Annotated in this window: 12 protein-coding genes; 3 read left to right on the top strand and 9 right to left on the bottom strand. The window is 45.9% G+C overall.

What is annotated here, in order from left to right; all coding sequences use genetic code 11:
* Positions 1 to 160: 160 nt before the first annotated feature.
* The 3 genes from QUB26_RS01885 to tkt form a co-directional block, all read right to left on the bottom strand.
* Positions 161 to 607 carry a response regulator gene (locus QUB26_RS01885; RefSeq protein WP_333208963.1) on the bottom strand — a complete coding sequence of 149 codons (447 nt, stop codon included), beginning with the start codon at positions 605 to 607 and terminating at the stop codon, positions 161 to 163.
* Between the two features lie 48 nt (positions 608 to 655).
* Positions 656 to 3,454: a PAS domain S-box protein gene (locus QUB26_RS01890; RefSeq protein WP_333239393.1), complete on the bottom strand. Its 2,799-nt coding sequence runs from the start codon at positions 3,452 to 3,454 to the stop codon at positions 656 to 658.
* A 563-nt stretch (positions 3,455 to 4,017) separates the two neighbouring features.
* The gene (tkt, locus tag QUB26_RS01895) at positions 4,018 to 6,033 is read right to left on the bottom strand and encodes a transketolase (protein WP_333245030.1); all 2,016 of its coding nucleotides are present in this window, start codon (positions 6,031 to 6,033) and stop codon (positions 4,018 to 4,020) included.
* Positions 6,034 to 6,067: 34 nt separating this feature from the next.
* Between tkt and QUB26_RS01900 the strand changes: the two genes are divergently transcribed.
* The gene (locus tag QUB26_RS01900; RefSeq protein ID WP_333110366.1) at positions 6,068 to 6,205 is read left to right on the top strand and encodes a hypothetical protein; all 138 of its coding nucleotides are present in this window, start codon (positions 6,068 to 6,070) and stop codon (positions 6,203 to 6,205) included.
* Positions 6,206 to 6,694: 489 nt separating this feature from the next.
* On the opposite strand, the gene QUB26_RS01905 is transcribed toward QUB26_RS01900, so the two are convergent.
* A complete protein-coding gene (locus QUB26_RS01905) occupies positions 6,695 to 6,892 on the bottom strand; it encodes a hypothetical protein (protein WP_333302598.1) in 198 nt (65 codons plus the stop codon).
* Between the two features lie 57 nt (positions 6,893 to 6,949).
* On the opposite strand from QUB26_RS01905, the gene lysS reads away from it, so the two are divergent.
* Positions 6,950 to 8,503, top strand: coding sequence for a lysine--tRNA ligase (lysS, locus tag QUB26_RS01910; protein ID WP_333316330.1), 1,554 nt, complete (start codon positions 6,950 to 6,952; stop codon positions 8,501 to 8,503).
* A 334-nt stretch (positions 8,504 to 8,837) separates the two neighbouring features.
* Here the strand turns inward: lysS and QUB26_RS01915 are convergent, their stop codons facing one another.
* The 5 genes from QUB26_RS01915 to QUB26_RS01935 all read right to left on the bottom strand — a co-directional run bounded on the left by QUB26_RS01915 (position 8,838) and on the right by QUB26_RS01935 (position 13,709).
* Positions 8,838 to 9,437 carry a TerD family protein gene (locus tag QUB26_RS01915; protein WP_333316332.1) on the bottom strand — a complete coding sequence of 200 codons (600 nt, stop codon included), beginning with the start codon at positions 9,435 to 9,437 and terminating at the stop codon, positions 8,838 to 8,840.
* Positions 9,438 to 9,518: 81 nt separating this feature from the next.
* A complete protein-coding gene (locus QUB26_RS01920; protein WP_333316333.1) occupies positions 9,519 to 10,973 on the bottom strand; it encodes a TerD family protein in 1,455 nt (484 codons plus the stop codon).
* A 96-nt stretch (positions 10,974 to 11,069) separates the two neighbouring features.
* Entirely contained in the window at positions 11,070 to 11,642 is a 573-nt protein-coding gene (locus tag QUB26_RS01925; RefSeq protein WP_333056776.1) for a TerD family protein, read from the bottom strand.
* Positions 11,643 to 11,802: 160 nt separating this feature from the next.
* The gene (gene def / locus QUB26_RS01930; RefSeq protein WP_333316335.1) at positions 11,803 to 12,336 is read right to left on the bottom strand and encodes a peptide deformylase; all 534 of its coding nucleotides are present in this window, start codon (positions 12,334 to 12,336) and stop codon (positions 11,803 to 11,805) included.
* A 131-nt stretch (positions 12,337 to 12,467) separates the two neighbouring features.
* On the bottom strand, positions 12,468 to 13,709 hold the full coding sequence (locus QUB26_RS01935; protein ID WP_333316337.1) for an HhoA/HhoB/HtrA family serine endopeptidase: 1,242 nt from the start codon (positions 13,707 to 13,709) through the stop codon (positions 12,468 to 12,470).
* A gap of 212 nt (positions 13,710 to 13,921) precedes the next feature.
* On the opposite strand from QUB26_RS01935, the gene dnaA reads away from it, so the two are divergent.
* Positions 13,922 to 15,292, top strand: coding sequence for a chromosomal replication initiator protein DnaA (dnaA, locus tag QUB26_RS01940; protein ID WP_333316338.1), 1,371 nt, complete (start codon positions 13,922 to 13,924; stop codon positions 15,290 to 15,292).
* The last annotated feature ends 23 nt before the right edge of the window (positions 15,293 to 15,315 follow it).

Here is a 15,315-nt window from a genome sequence, read left to right on the forward strand (position 1 = left end):
CTTGCTTGTACCCTATTTTCTACTATTTGCAACTTGTTAAAAATTGGCTGGGCGCCAGCTTTTATAAACCCCATTCAGCCTCGCCGAGCAAATCATGCACCAGCAGAATTTCCATAGGTTAAAAATTTTTAGAGCATTCATAAGCAAAGCTTTTGTCCGTTTAATTTAGAGGAAGTTTGACGACTGCCAGCCAGAATTCCTCAATTAACCTGACTACTTTAGTAAATTCTACGAAGTCTACTGGTTTTGTTATGTAACAGTTGGCGTGGAGCGAGTAGGACTTAAAAATATCTTCGGGCGCTGCTGAAGTGCTGAGAATTACTACAGGAATTAATTTTAATTTGGGGTCGGTTTTAATTTCTTCTAGCACTTCAATACCGCTTTTTTTCGGCAGATGCAAATCGAGCAAAATCAAATCGGGACGGGGGACTCTGAGATAAGGTTCTTTGCGGCGCAAAAACTTGATTGCTTCGACTCCATCCTCCACAAAATGTAAGTTATTCAATATTTTACCCTGACTGAGGACTTCTCTTGCCAAATCCGCATCGCTGGGAGAATCCTCAATCAGCAGAATCTCTATAGGTCTAACAGTGCTTCGATCGCTCATAACCGGCGTATCCCTTTGAGTATAAAAACAAAATTGAATTTTGAGGCTTCAGGTACTAATTATAGGAATAGTGAAGTAAAAAGTCGCTCCTTTTCCCTCCTGAGATTCCACCCAGATCCGACCGCCGTGGCGTTCAACAATGCGCTTGCACATCGCCAAACCTATGCCAGTACCGGAATATTGGCGGCGGGAATGCAGGCGCGCAAAAATGATAAAAATGCGATCGGCATACTGGGGATCGATGCCAATGCCGTTATCGCGGACACTGAACACCCATTCGCTCTCTTGCAGGCGAGCAGCGATATGAATCACCGGGATATCTTGGCGACAAAATTTGATGCTGTTGGCGACCAAATTTTGGAATAATTGCACCAGTTGAAATTCATCCGCCATCACGGTTGGCATCGCGTCGTAGGTGATTACAGCTTTTGTTTCGGCGATCGCAATTTGCAAATTGCACATAGTTTGCTTAACCACAGCGTTGCAGTCCGCCTGCTCAAACTCCTGACCCCTCGTTCCCAGGCGCGAATACGCCAACAAATCGTTAATTAACTGCTGCATTCTGGTGGCGCCATCGACAATATAATTAATATACTTATCTGCGCGATCGTCCAAATTTCCTTGATAGCGCTGGGCAAGCAATTGAGTGTAACTGGTAACGGCTCGGAGCGGTTCTTGCAAATCGTGGGAAGCCACATAAGCAAATTGTTCTAATTCCTCGTTGGAACGCTTCAAATCTTCTGTCAGTTGCAGCATTTGCTGCTCTGCTTCTTTGCGGCTTGTAATGTTGTAAACCAAGGCGCAACAAGACAGTAGATTACCCTCGGAGTCCATGACTGGACTGGTAGACATATCAGTCCAAATATCTTTACCGTCCTTGCTTTTAAATTTAAATTCGTGTTGTTCACCAATACCTTGCTTACGGCGCTCGACATTTTCAATAGCTTGTGGTTTTTCCCGTTCGTCCATAAAATCAAAAAGCGACCGCCCGAACATTTCTAATTCACTATAACCTAGCATTCGCGCCATTGCGTGGTTTACGTAAGTCGTGAGGCCATTTCTGTCAATTACCCAAATACCTTCTTCGGCTAATTCAACTATTTGCCTGTACTTGAATTCGCTTTCCAGCAAAGCAGTTTCAGTTAGTTTCCGCTCAGTGATATCTTTCATAAAACAGTGGTGACCGTTAAATATCCCTTGTGCGTCGCAAGCTTTTACCATCGTTAATTGCTTATAAAAAAATGAGCGATTTTTTCGGACTCCTCTAGCTTCAACTTCTACTTTGCCAGAAATTAGCATTTCCTGATAAGCTGAAATCATCATCTCAACATCGCCCGGATGTACGGTGCTCTGCCATTCCATGCCAAGCATTTGGTCCGGTTCGTAACCGCATTTATGAGCGTAAGCTCGGTTAACCTTCACGTAGCGCCCCTCAATATCCAGCCGCGAAATGCCTTCCACCGCATTTTGCATGGCACTGGTTAGGTCACGCAGCTCTTTTTCAGCTTGTTTGCGATCGCTAATATCCTGACCAATACCCAAAAAACCGTTAATATTTCCGCTACTATCAAATAAGGCAGTCACCGACAGCAGTACCGGAAACCGCGAACCATCTTTGCGAATATAAGTCCATTCATTTTCGTCCGCGATTTCCCGGCACGGCAAGGTAAATAATACTTGAATTCCCGGCTCTATTTTCACTCCCAATTCTTGAGAAAGAACTTCAGCTCTTTGAGCGACCTCCAGAGGCTCGTGAATTATTGCTATGGTGACTTTCCCCACTACTTCTTCTAGCGAATAACCTAAAAGTTGCTCTGCTGCCCGATTAAATGTTTTAATTGTACCGTCGGAATCGGTAGAAATAATTGTGTAGTTAGCGCTATTAAGAATAGCATTTTGCAGTTGCGTCAATTCCAACAAAGTGAGAGCAATTTTTTCGCGGTAGGCTATTTCTTTTTGCAATTGGTGGTTAGAAATTTCAATTTGAGCAGTGCGCTCAGCAACTCGATGCTCCAGAGTTTCATTGAGCAGTCGATTTTCCTCTTCTATCTGCTTGCGTTCTGTAATATCAGTAATAGTACAGACATAACTTTTAACCTCCCCATTTTCTCCGACTTGACCGACAGATTGACCGAATACCCAACTGATTTGAGGGTGATTAATGCCTTGAAAGCGGTACTCAGATTTAAACGGCAATTTCTCCTGCGCGGCGCTATACCATTCAGAAAAAACCCGATCGCGATCGTCTGGATGAATGCCTTGCAACCACCCTTTGCCCAAAGCTTCATCACAGGTAATTCCCGAAATTTGACACCAACGCTCGTTGACATACAAGCAGTCTCCTCCAGCATCTGCATAAAATATTCCCACCGGCGAAGCTTCAGTTAAAGTTTGATAGCGAGCTTCCGTTTCTCGGCGTTCAATTATTTCTTTTTGCAGTATTGAATCGATCATCCCTAATTGAGTTGGACTCAGGAGAGTTAATGCTTGGGGAACGAAAGGAATTAATGCAAAAGCGGTGTAACCAGAAATCGCGGCGGTAATAATTTTTAGAATGCCAGAAACCCAATAAACAGGATGCCAAAGCGTCCAAACTTCCATCACATGAGTAGTGCCGCCGGAGATAATAAAGGCTGCAAACAGCCAAAAGATATTGCGAAAGGGCAAGTCTTTTCGCTGAAAGATAAAATAATAAATTAGCGAGAGGGGTATTGAATAGTAAGCCAGGGCAATGATAGAGTCTGACACTATGTGGAGTGCTACTAGCTCTCGCTGCCAAAGGTAACAGTGACCGTGAGGAATATAATTTCCCGTGAATAACAGGTGATTTAAAAACTTCCAAATCATAAACGGAATGACAAATGGGGAAGGAGTAATTTAACGCAATAACTTATAACTTATCTTAACTCTCTGAAATATACAGTTCTGGAGGCACGGGAGGCTAAAAACCCGGTTTCTTCATAAAGGCCTCATTGCCAAACCGAATATTGTGGTAGAAACTGGTTTTTCTTCGGTAAGTCTTAATATAGCAATTCTCAATGATTCGCGAGCTGTAGCGAGCTCTAGGTTGGGTATAACTCATATGTTGCACCATTCTCAATCCTTTTATGAACAGGCTTTTCGGCCTGTTCCACAAGAGATGAATTTTCTTGTGGAACAGGCCGAAAAGCCTGTTCCTGACAATGGTGCAAGATGTGAGGTATGACGAAGTGAAACCCTAGATGCCGATTTGAGATTTGAGATTTTAGCTTTTCCTTTCTTCTTCCTTATCTTCTAGATAACTAAAGCCTTCTTCCATCTATCCGTTATCTCTGTTACATCCGTCGAGCGAATCCGTTGCCCAACTTCCTTCTGCTATAAAAAATGGGGCGAGCTCGAAGCCCGCCCCACCCAAAATTATGCTGCTGCTATTAACCCAACAGCGCCTGAGCCTTAGCTACCACATTATCAACGGTGTAGCCAAACTTTTCTAAAGCAACGGGGCCCGGTGCAGAAGCGCCGAATCGGTCAATACTGAGGCTATCGCCTTCAGAACCCAAATAACGTCCCCAGCCGAAGCTAGAACCTGCTTCAACTGCCAACCGCTTAGTAACAGCTTTCGGCAGTACAGATTCGCGGTAAGCGGCATCTTGTAAGTCGAACAATTCCCAGCAAGGCATCGAAACTACGCGCACTTTATTACCTGCGGCGCGCAATTTTTCAGCGGCATCAACGCAGAGGTAGGTTTCGCCGCCGGTGCCGATTAAAATGATGTCGGGAGTGCCGCCGTCGTCGGACAAAATGTAAGCGCCTTTGGCTGTTCCTTCGATCGAACTTCCGGCCAAGTTGGGCAGATTTTGGCGCGACAAAGCCATTAAAGTTGGGCGAGTGCGGCTTTCAACGGCCACTTTGTAAGCGCCGGATGTTTCATTACCATCCGCAGGGCGCATTACCAACAAATCGGGAATTACTCGCAGAGAAGCGATGGTTTCCACGGGTTGGTGAGTTGGGCCGTCTTCGCCCAAGGCTACGGAGTCGTGAGTCATTACGTAAATAACTCCAGCTTCCGAGAGTGCAGAGAGGCGAATTGCTCCCCGCATATAGTCAGCAAATACCAAGAAAGTGGCGCAGTAAGGAATTAAACCGCCGTGCAGTACCATACCGTTGGCGATCGCACCCATGGCGTGTTCCCGCACACCAAAGCGCAGGTTACGTCCTTCGTACTGACCTTTTTGGAAGTCTTTTTCACCCTTGAGCAAAGTCATGTTAGAAGATGCCAAGTCAGCGGAACCGCCGATCAGTTCAGGTAACACACCTGCCAAAGCATTCAAACATTTTCCAGAATGATTCCGAGTCGAATCGGCTTTATCTTCTGCCTTGTATGTCGGCAAAACTTTATCCCAACCTTCAGGAAGTTTGCCGGCAACGCTGCGCTCATATTCTGCTGCTTCTGCAGGATATGCTGCTTTATAAGCATCAAAAGCTTTCTGCCATTCTTGCTCAGATTGAGCACCGCGATCGACTGCTTTGCGGAAGTGTGACAAAGCATCATCAGGAATCTCAAACGGTGCGTGTTCCCACTTCAAGAAATCACGAGTTGCTTTCACTTCATCGGTACCCAAAGCAGCACCGTGAGAACTGTAAGAATTGCGCTTGTTAGGAGAACCGTAACCAATGATGGTGCGGACTTTAATCATGGACGGTTTGTCCGTGACTTTTTTGGCTTCTTCAATAGCTTTGTGAACTGCTTCTAGGTTAGTATCTTCGTCTAGAGCGGTATTGTCTACTGTAATAACGTGCCAATTGTAAGCTTCAAAACGCTTGCCCACATCTTCAGTAAAGGCCAAGCTGGTGTCGCCTTCAATAGAAATGTGATTGTCATCGTACAAGGCAATTAATTTGCCGAGTCCGAGGTGTCCGGCCAAAGAACAAGCTTCGCCAGAAATGCCTTCCATGTGGCAGCCGTCACCCATGATGACATAGGTGTAGTGGTCAACAATTTTATGGTCGGGCTTGTTAAACTTAGCAGCGAGGTGAGCTTCTGCCATTGCCAAACCGACGGCATTAGCAATTCCTTGTCCGAGGGGGCCTGTGGTAACTTCTACGCCTTCGGTGACGAAGTTTTCGGGGTGTCCGGGGGTTTTGGATTCCCACTGACGAAATTGCTTGATGTCGTCGAGGGTGACGCTATCGTAGCCGGTCAAGTACATGAGGGCGTACTGTAGCATACAGCCGTGGCCAGCGGAGAGGACGAAGCGATCGCGATTAAACCATTTGGGGTTTTTGGGGTTGAACCGCATGAACCGATCCCACAGCACAAAGGCCATAGGGGCAGCGCCCATCGGCAGTCCCGGGTGTCCTGATTTTGCTTTTTCTACCGCATCGATGGCCAAAAAGCGGATAGAGTTGATGCAGAGTTCTTCGAGTGATTGGGTTGCAACAGCCATAATTCTGGTTTTTATATGTTAAGAGAGAGTGTGTGTGGTCGATTCTGACAGAGGTGCGATGAGCCGAGTTCGATCGCTCGCGTTTCTGCTGTTCAGTTTCTGTGGAACTGCCGTGAGGCTGCACTACATATCATCTCACCTGTTGCGATCGACAGACAACTTAATTTTTTAATGTTTCGGTCGCTTTGTGCAGTTGATTGTAAATTGTTATAAGGAATACCCTGAAAACCCCGTGACTTCAGTCCGGGGATGAAAGGGCGTTACAGGATTTATCCTGCCTGCTCTCTTTACCCCAGTCCTGAATCTAAAATCTCATCTTTTCAATTCAAAAAACTTTCGTGAAAAGTTTTGGACACGACGGGACAGTATGGTAAACTGAAACAGTCACGGTTAAACTCCCTTGCCGTCGTGAAACGGGACATGAGACACACTTTTAGGCATAAACTGGGGGACAAAGTGCGACGAAAACACTATAAACAGTCGAAACCGAAAATGTAGGTTTCAATCCAGCAAACACAAACTTTTTTACGCTCGAATTGTTAAGTAGGGTAGGGCATACCCGAACTCTAGGGAAATATCCTAGTACGCTTTTGGAGATAGATCCGCTGGGATGTTTCTGAGTTAGGCTCGTCAATTGGTGGTATCCCCACGGTTGAAAGGTTTAAGAATTGCCGCAAGGACAGAACATTTTAAGGTCAGTCGCTGAATTAAGAATCCCCTCGGCTTCAGCCAGGGGAGTGTCAAGATAGAGTTTGGTGTTTCTGACATCTTGCAGCTTTGTCACGAACAGGCAAGATGCCTGTTCCACAAAGAGTGAATTTTCTTGTGGGGCGTTGATTTGAGCAACGCTCGATCGCACGATCGCCAGAATAGTGCAAGATGTCAGATATTTGTAATTTTAATCAGGCAATAACTAATGACTCTCAGTGAAGCCGAAGTCCGCAGTCAAAAAGTAGACGAACTGCGATCGCAAGGCATAGAACCGTATCCCAGTGAATCCTACGCGCGATCGCACACAGCCAAGCAAGTTCGCGAAATATTTAGTCAGCCGGGAAAAGAACTCGAAAACGGACAAAGTGACCCCGAAGAAATTTCCCTGCGATTAGCAGGCCGCATCACTTCCAAGCGAGACAGCGGCAAAATTGGTTTCATCGATTTAAAAGACGCCACAGACAAAATTCAACTCAAAATCGAGAAAGCAATCGTCACCGGCGAAGTCGGTTTGAGCTTTGAACAAATTAAAAAATTGCTCGATGTCGGCGATTTTGTCGGTGTCGAAGGTATCGGCTGCCGCACCCCCAGGGGAGAACTTTCTATTTTAGTGAGGGAATTCAAGCTTTTATCAAAAGCTACCATTCAATTTCCCGATTCTTATTATGGAATTAACGACCCCGAAGTTTGCCGCCGTCACCGCGAAATGGATTTGGCAAGCAACCAAGATGCGCTCAACCGTTTTATGCTGCGTAGTCGCATCGTTCAAAGCATCCGTTCCTATCTCTGGCAAGCCAATTTTTACGAAATAGAAACGCCAACACTCCAAGCTATTTACGGCGGTGCTGCTGCTAAGCCATTCATCACTCACCACAATGCTTTGGAGGTGGATTTGTATTTGCGAGTCGCTCCAGAATTATTCTTAAAAAGAGCAATTTGCGGCGGTTTCGAGCGAGTCTTTGAACTAGGGAAAGCATTTAGAAATGAGGGAATTGACAGCACCCACAATCCAGAGTTTACCTCTTTGGAAGTTTACCAAGCTTATGCTGATGTTTTCGACATTTTAGGAGTAGTCGAAGACGTGATGTGTTTCGCAGCGGCGGCGGTATTTGGGGATGTCAAGGAAATTGAAAATCAGGGAGAAACTATTAGTTTAGAACGCAAGTACGATTACAGCGAAAAATATCCCGGTTTCAGCGGCAAACACTGGCAAGTGAAAACGATGGTAGAAGCTGTCAGAGACGAGTTTGGGCTGGATTTTGACAGTTTGGACTTGGAAAGTGCGATCGACTCTGCAACCAAGCTAGAATTGCACCTGTCTAAGTTAGAACAACAGAGTTTAGGGTACGTGCTGTATGCAGTTTTTGACAAATTAGTTGTTCCCAAACTAATTCAACCTACATTCATCATCGACTATCCTGTTGAAGTCAGTCCCTTAGCAAAAGGACATCGCAGCAAGCCGGGATTTGTAGAACGTTTCGAGCTGTTTATTAACGGTACAGAATACTCTAACGGCTTCTCAGAATTGAACGATCCGAAAGAGCAAAGAAAGCGGTTTGAGGAACAGTTAGCGCAGAAAAATGCGGGCGATGACGAAGCGCATCCAATGGATGAAGACTTTATTCAAGCGCTATCTTTGGGAATGCCTAACTGTGCCGGAATGGGCATCGGCGTAGACAGATTAGTCATGCTTTTAACTAATACTCAAAGTATCCGAGATGCCGTCATGTTCCCGACAATGCGGCCGGTCAAAGATTGATTCGTAATGTTTTGTAGGGGCGGGTTTTACCAACAATATCTAACTCAAACAAACAGTCTCTATAAACCCGCCCCCACCCACAAATAACCTACATCAACCTTGACTTCGATCAAATACGAAAAATGTGCATTGCGATTTACCGTTGGAGGGGGGCGGGTTTATATATATTGTCAATTATTGGCTAATTTTGTTGGTTAACCCGCCCCTACAATTCTACGGAAAATGTGCATTTTGATGGCTGGTTGGGTGGGGGCGGGTTTATATAGATTGTCAATTATTGACAGGTATTTTGGGTGAACCCGCCCCTACAAGCATCAGTTTCAAGAATTTAAGATCACCGCATAAACGAACCGACAACACCGTTCATATCTTCAGCCAAAGGATTTCCCAAAGCCTTAAACTTCCACTCGCCGCCTTCTCGATAAACTTCTCCCATCAACATATTTAATTTTCCTTCATAAGATGGGTCATTTGACAAGCGATAGCGAGCGATTTCTTTGCCTGCGGCATCTACAGCTCTCACGAAAGCATTTTCTACCAGGCCGAAATGCTGTTTTCTCTCTTTTCCATCGTAAATATTTACGCCCAAAATAATTTTGTGATATTCTGCAGGCAAAGAACTCAGTTTCACCACTATTTGTTCGTCGTCTCCCTCTCCCTCACCCGTGAGATTGTCGCCTGAGTGAACAACTGTTTTGTCCTTTGACTCCAAATGAGAGTAATAAATTACATCCTCTTTGTAGTTCTTTATTTTGCCATTTTCTCCCAACAGCATAGCGTAGGAATCTAAGTCAAAATTTGCACCGCTGCTTCGGCCGAAAAGACCTTTTTTAGTTTGTGCCACATCCCAGCCCAAACCCATTGTCAGTCTGGACAAGTCGTATTCGCTTTTGCTGAGAACTATTGATTGTCCTTTTGTTAAGTTGATAGCCATAGTTTTGTGATTTTGTAAGGTTTATGGTGAAGTTGAATGATTGCCCTAAGCTAGCATTTTGTTTGTCGGCAAAAGCTGTTTCTAGGGTAAGAGATTTTTGATTCGTGCTGATTTTACCCAATGCGGATATTCTGCAGTCAACAAATCGTATAATTCCTCATCGGCAATATGCTCCGGGTCTTCTAAACTGAAGAAATCGGCGTTGTCTAGGTAGCGATCGCCCATTTGGTCAAGCTGCTCTAAAAAGCTAAAATCGCTCGCTACGGCTCTTGCTAACCACCCGCGCACTCCCTTACTTTTGACATCTTTCTGCGACTTACCGATCGCCATAAACTGCCAAAATATCGGCTCATAGGACGACCATTGTAGCTGCTGCTTGGTTTCCGATTCGTCCGCAGTGGCTCCATCAGTCACAAACATCACGTAGACAGGTCGATCGGCTTTAATAGCTGCGTAGCGCCTGCTACCGCGACCGTCTGGAAAATAGAAGTTTCTAATTTCCTTGATTACTTTACCGTAGTAAGTACCTCCTTCTAAAGGATACTGTTGGAGTATATGGTGGATGAAGTTTGAGAAATTGTCGATCGACATTTCACCGGGATTGTGGGGGTTGACTCCAAACAGAAATATGTCGATAGCAGCGTTGTCATCAAACCGACATCCCAAAGCCAAAATCTTCTCTGCCAAACGCTGAATCTTTCCTGAACTGTATAGCGAAGACATGGAACCAGAAATATCGAGGCAAAGCGCTACTTGAGCATCGTGATTGGTGAGATTTGCCTTTTTTAGCGAGATATCTGCTTTCTTAGCGAGATTGAAAATGTGCGGCGCTTTCTCCTGAAGCTTTTTGTCTAATGCTATAGCTTTCTGACTTTTGTTGCTATCTTCAATAACTGGTAATCTAGGCAGTTCTACTGTACGTTGTGCAGGTTTTTCTGGCTGTTGAATCTCTGAATGATACTTGTCAACAAAACTCTGCAACCCTGCTTTATATCCTTGTCCTACAGCCTGAAATCTCCAAGCTGCATCTTTTTTATACAACCGTCCAAATTCGACTGCTGTTTCTTCAGAAAAAGCTTCTGTTAAATCATACCGCGCTAGTTCGCTGTCGGTTTCGCGATCGTACAATCGGATAAAAGCATTTCTGATTTGGCTAAAATTTTGATGTTTAGCTTGTGCGTCATGAATCGTGACCACAAAAACCATTTCCTCAACAGCAGCCGTTACTTTTTCCAAGTCTACATCAATTGTCTCGTCATCCCCTTGAGTTTGACCAGTTTGATTATCTCCCGAATGGGCGATCGCTCCGTCCGGCGACTGCGAGTTATTGTAAAATACAAAGTATCTTTCATCGGGAATCTTGCCGTCAGAACCTAACGCAAAAACCGAGGCATCGATATCGCAGCTTTGCTGGTTTGAGTCTGAAAAATTTAGTTCAGTTGCTATTTCCCATCCCAGGGCGATCGCAACTTTTGTTAAACTTGGAGATGTTTTAGAAAGATTAAATCTTTCGCCCTTCTTTAATTGAATTCCCATCTGGTTTGTCACCTCATGAGTCTGGCTTAAAATCGAGGGAAATATTCCTGCTTCCGAATTTCCCCTCGATTTATTTAGTTAGGAGCGATCGACCTTTTATCCGGCATACTTATCTACAAAGCTTTGCAAGCCGGAATTGTAGCCTTCTCCTACAGCTTGAAACCTCCACTCGCCGTCTTTCTTGTAAAGTCTGCCAAACTCTACCGCTGTCTCCCTAGAAAAATCCTCGTCCAAATCGTACTTCGTTACTTCTGTGTTAGTAGTAGTGTCGTAAATCCTGATAAAAGCATTCCGCACTTGACCGAAGTTTTGCCTTCTCAATTCTGCTTCGTGGATAGTTACCACAAACACAATTTCTTGCACCGCCGGATCGACTTTGGTTAAATCGACTGTAACGGTTTCATCATCGCCAAATCCTTCTCCGGTTCTGCTATCTCCCAGATGTATTACAGAAGTGTCCGGCGACTCCTTGTTGTTGTAGAAAACAAAGTATTTTTCGCCGGGAATTTTGCCAGTAGCCCCCAACATAAACACGGAAGCATCTAAGTCAAACGCTGCGCCGGTGTCTGTAGCATTGGTATCCCATCCCAAACCAATCCCGGCATTTTTTAGCCCCGGTGCTTCTTTAGAGAGATTGATTCTCCCGCCTTTTTCTAAGTTGATAGACATTTGCTCTCCTGTTTGCAACATCTCTGATATTACTGCTAACAATTATACCAACTGTCAGAGCAGCTTGACAAATTGCTTTTGGTACTCGTCCTCGGTCAATCGATTTTAGATTTTAGATTTTGGATTTGGGATTTTGGATTGGAGAATTGCTCCCGTATGGTCAGAGCAGCTTGACAAATTGCTGCTGGTACTCATCCTCAGTCATCAGTTCGTGGGTATTTTCCACCCTGTCTAAAAACACGATTCCATCTAAATGGTCGTGTTCGTGTTGAAAAATTCGGGCCACAAAGTCTGTCAATTCTTGTCGGTGGAGTTTGCCGTCTCTACTGGTGTATTCTATCTCGATCGCCCTACTTCTCGGCACCAATCCCCGAATCCCCGGAATGCTCAAACAGCCTTCCCAGTCTTTGACTGTCTCTGTTGATGCAGCCACAATCCGGGGATTAATCATCGCTGTGGGATCCATGTGGGGTGCTTGGGGATACCGCAGGTTGGGGCGAGATGCGACGATGAACAGACGATCGGACTGAGCCGCTTGAGGGGCGGCAATCCCCACTCCGTTTGCCTGCTGTACTGTACAGATTAAGCTGTCGATTAACTGTTGAATGCGATCGTCCTTAATATTCTCGACAACTTGCGACTGGCGGCGCAATACGGGATTTCCTAATTGTGAGATTTGTAAGAGTTCTGCCATAGTTATTGGTTAGTCGTTATTGGTTATTTGTTGTTACCGTTTTGTCGGTTGAATGGAGGAACAAAATCTAACTTACTCACTCAATAATTAATCCGTGTATCCGTGTCAAAATCCGTGTCGTGCTTTCCTTCTTATCCAACTTTTTGAACCGGCAAACTCCCCGGTATAACAGTCAAATTAACTATTTGCCCGTTGCGGTTGATTTCCATTTGCAACAGCCCGCCAACCTTAGCATTTAGCACGAACTCCTGAACAGCTTCCGACTGAATAATCGGCTGATTGTTAATTTTTTGAATCACATCTCCAGCCCGCAAACCTGCCGCCGCTGCCGGAGAATTAGGAACAACGCTAACAATAGCCACACCCCGATCGACTGCAACTCGCAGGCTGCTGTTAGCGTTGCTGTTAATTTGCTGCTTAACATCCGGAGTCAGCGTCGCCATTTCAATGCCTAAATAAGCGTGTTCGACTTTCCCCGTCGTAATCAGTTCCTTCGCCACCTGTTGGGCCGCCTGAATGGGAATCGCAAACCCCAGTCCTTGAGCACCTTGAATAATCGCCGTATTCATGCCAATAACTTCGCCCGAAGCATTCAGCAGCGGGCCGCCAGAATTCCCCGGATTAATTGCAGCGTCTGTTTGAATAAAACCGATCCGCTTGTCGGGTACGCCCACATCAGTGCTCGATCGCCCCGTAGCGCTAATAATCCCCGCAGTTACGGAATTGTCCAAACCCAAAGGATTGCCGATCGCGATCGCCCATTCCCCAGGCAACAGCTTATCCGAATTGCCGATCGCCACCACAGGCACATTATTCGCCTCAATCTTCACCACAGCCACATCCGTCACCTTATCCGCCCCCAACACCCGCCCCTGAAAGCTGCGGCCGTCCTTGAGAGTTACATTTACCGTATCGGCTCCCTCTACAACGTGAGCGTTAGTGAGAATCAGGCCGTCGGCCCCGATGACAAAACCCGAACCAGTGCCCCGTTCGATCCCGCCCCGGCCACCCGAATTCGGTTCTATCCCAAAAAAATCTTCCGGCGACAGCCCTCTATTTCCCGGTTTCACCAGGCGCGAAGCATCGATCCGAACCACTGCCGGGCCAACTTTTGCCACCGCAGCCACAATAAAATTCACATTAGTCCCGTCGCCCGACAAGGAAGCCGGCGGCAAGACTTTGCTAACTCGATCCTTTGTATTAGGAGGCAGTTGCAATTTCGGTTCCAGCGCCCTTTGTCCCGAATCGCCAGAATTTGCACGAAATGGAGAAACCGTCAGACGATCGCCCAACATGGCGGCCCCGGCTCCCGTTACCAGCAGCAATATGTAAATTGCCGGTTGCTTCCAAAATTTGCCAGTAGAACTCTTCATTGCCATGTTTTAAGGCTTTCCTGCCAAATCTAAATATTTGCTGAGCAGCTCCCCGATAGCTGGCGCAGGACTGCAGAGCCGCCAAATTTGTGGGCGATGGCGTCGGGCCCTTGCCCGTGCTACGGCAGACTCCCTTAAACTTTAGCATCTGAGGACTAAACTCTCTAGACTGTAGAATTAATATCTTGAATGCCGATCGGCAGAGGTGAGCAGTGGACATTCCCCTCGAAAGTCTGTGGAATCAGATACTTGAACGTCTCCAGGTACAACTGAGCAGACCTAGCTTTGAGACGTGGATCAAAACTGCCAGGGCAGAACAACTCGAAAATAACTGTTTGATCGTCAGCGCCCCCAACCCCTTTGCTCGCAATTGGTTGCAAAAATATTACAGAGAAATCCTTGCCGATGCAGTCGCAGAAATTCTCGGCTATCCCGTAGACATTTACTTGACAATTGCCGGGGGAAACGAAACAGGCGGCAGCAGCGACTCTGCCATAATTTGGCCCTCCCCCATCGCCGATATCCCGGAAAGCCACTCGCTTCACCCCCCCAAACCCGCCAATTTAAACCCCAAATACCTATTTTCCCGCTTTGTTGTCGGTTCCAACAACCGCATGGCCCACGCAGCCTCCCTCGCGGTAGCTGAGTCTCCCGGCCGAGAATTCAATCCCCTATTTTTGTGCGGTGGCGTTGGTTTGGGCAAAACTCATTTGATGCAGGCGATCGGTCATTATCGCTTGGAAATTGACCCCAACGCCAAGATTTTTTACGTTTCTACTGAGAAATTTACTAACGATTTAATCGCCGCCATTCGCAAAGACAGTATGCAAACTTTCCGCGACCATTATCGGGCTGCCGATGTTTTATTAATAGATGATATCCAATTTATTGAAGGTAAAGAATATACTCAAGAAGAATTTTTCCACACTTTTAATACTCTGCACGAAGCCGGGAACCAAGTAGTTTTAGCTTCTGACCGTCCGCCGCAGCAAATCCCCCGCCTGCAAGAGCGTTTGTGTTCCCGATTTTCCATGGGATTAATTGCCGACATTCAATTGCCAGACTTGGAAACTCGGATGGCAATTTTGCAGAAAAAAGCTGAGTATGAAAATATGCGCCTGCCGCGAGATGTGATTGAATACATTGCTTCTAGTTACACTTCCAACGTTCGGGAATTGGAAGGTGCTTTGATTCGGGCGGTAGCATATCTTTCAATTACTGGTTTGCCGATGACTGTGGAAAATATCGCCCCGGTTTTGAATCCGCAAACTGAAAGTGTAGAGGCAACGCCAGATGCAGTAATTGCAGTTGTGGCTGAGGAGTTTGATGTTTCTGTTGAAGATTTGAAAGGCAGTTCCCGGCGGCGAGAAATTAGTCTTGCCCGTCAAATAGGGATGTATTTAATTCGGCAGCATACTGGTTTGAGTTTGCCGAAAGTTGGCGAAGTGTTCGGTGGCAAAGACCACACGACTGTGCTTTACAGTTGCGAAAAAATTGCTCAGTTGCGGAACACTGACCCGAATTTGGCTCAAACTTTGCGTCAGTTGAGCGATCGAATTAATGTTGTCAGCCGCAAAACTTGAGAACAAGTAAGTTGTCAGTTGTC

The organism is Microcoleus sp. B4-C1 (genome assembly GCF_036705285.1).
Lineage (GTDB): Bacteria > Cyanobacteriota > Cyanobacteriia > Cyanobacteriales > Microcoleaceae > Microcoleus.

Bases quoted from the DNA above. Each gene is read 5' to 3' on its own strand.
- QUB26_RS01890 (WP_333239393.1), bottom strand. From the start codon at position 3,454: ATGATTTGGAAGTTTTTAAATCACCTGTTATTCACGGGAAATTATATT.
- QUB26_RS01915 (WP_333316332.1), bottom strand. From the start codon at position 9,437: ATGGCTATCAACTTAACAAAAGGACAATCAATAGTTCTCAGCAAAAGC.
- def (WP_333316335.1), bottom strand. From the start codon at position 12,336: ATGGCAGAACTCTTACAAATCTCACAATTAGGAAATCCCGTATTGCGC.
- QUB26_RS01920 (WP_333316333.1), bottom strand. From the start codon at position 10,973: ATGGGAATTCAATTAAAGAAGGGCGAAAGATTTAATCTTTCTAAAACA.
- QUB26_RS01935 (WP_333316337.1), bottom strand. From the start codon at position 13,709: ATGAAGAGTTCTACTGGCAAATTTTGGAAGCAACCGGCAATTTACATA.
- tkt (WP_333245030.1), bottom strand. From the start codon at position 6,033: ATGGCTGTTGCAACCCAATCACTCGAAGAACTCTGCATCAACTCTATC.
- QUB26_RS01885 (WP_333208963.1), bottom strand. From the start codon at position 607: ATGAGCGATCGAAGCACTGTTAGACCTATAGAGATTCTGCTGATTGAG.
- lysS (WP_333316330.1), top strand. From the start codon at position 6,950: ATGACTCTCAGTGAAGCCGAAGTCCGCAGTCAAAAAGTAGACGAACTG.
- QUB26_RS01925 (WP_333056776.1), bottom strand. From the start codon at position 11,642: ATGTCTATCAACTTAGAAAAAGGCGGGAGAATCAATCTCTCTAAAGAA.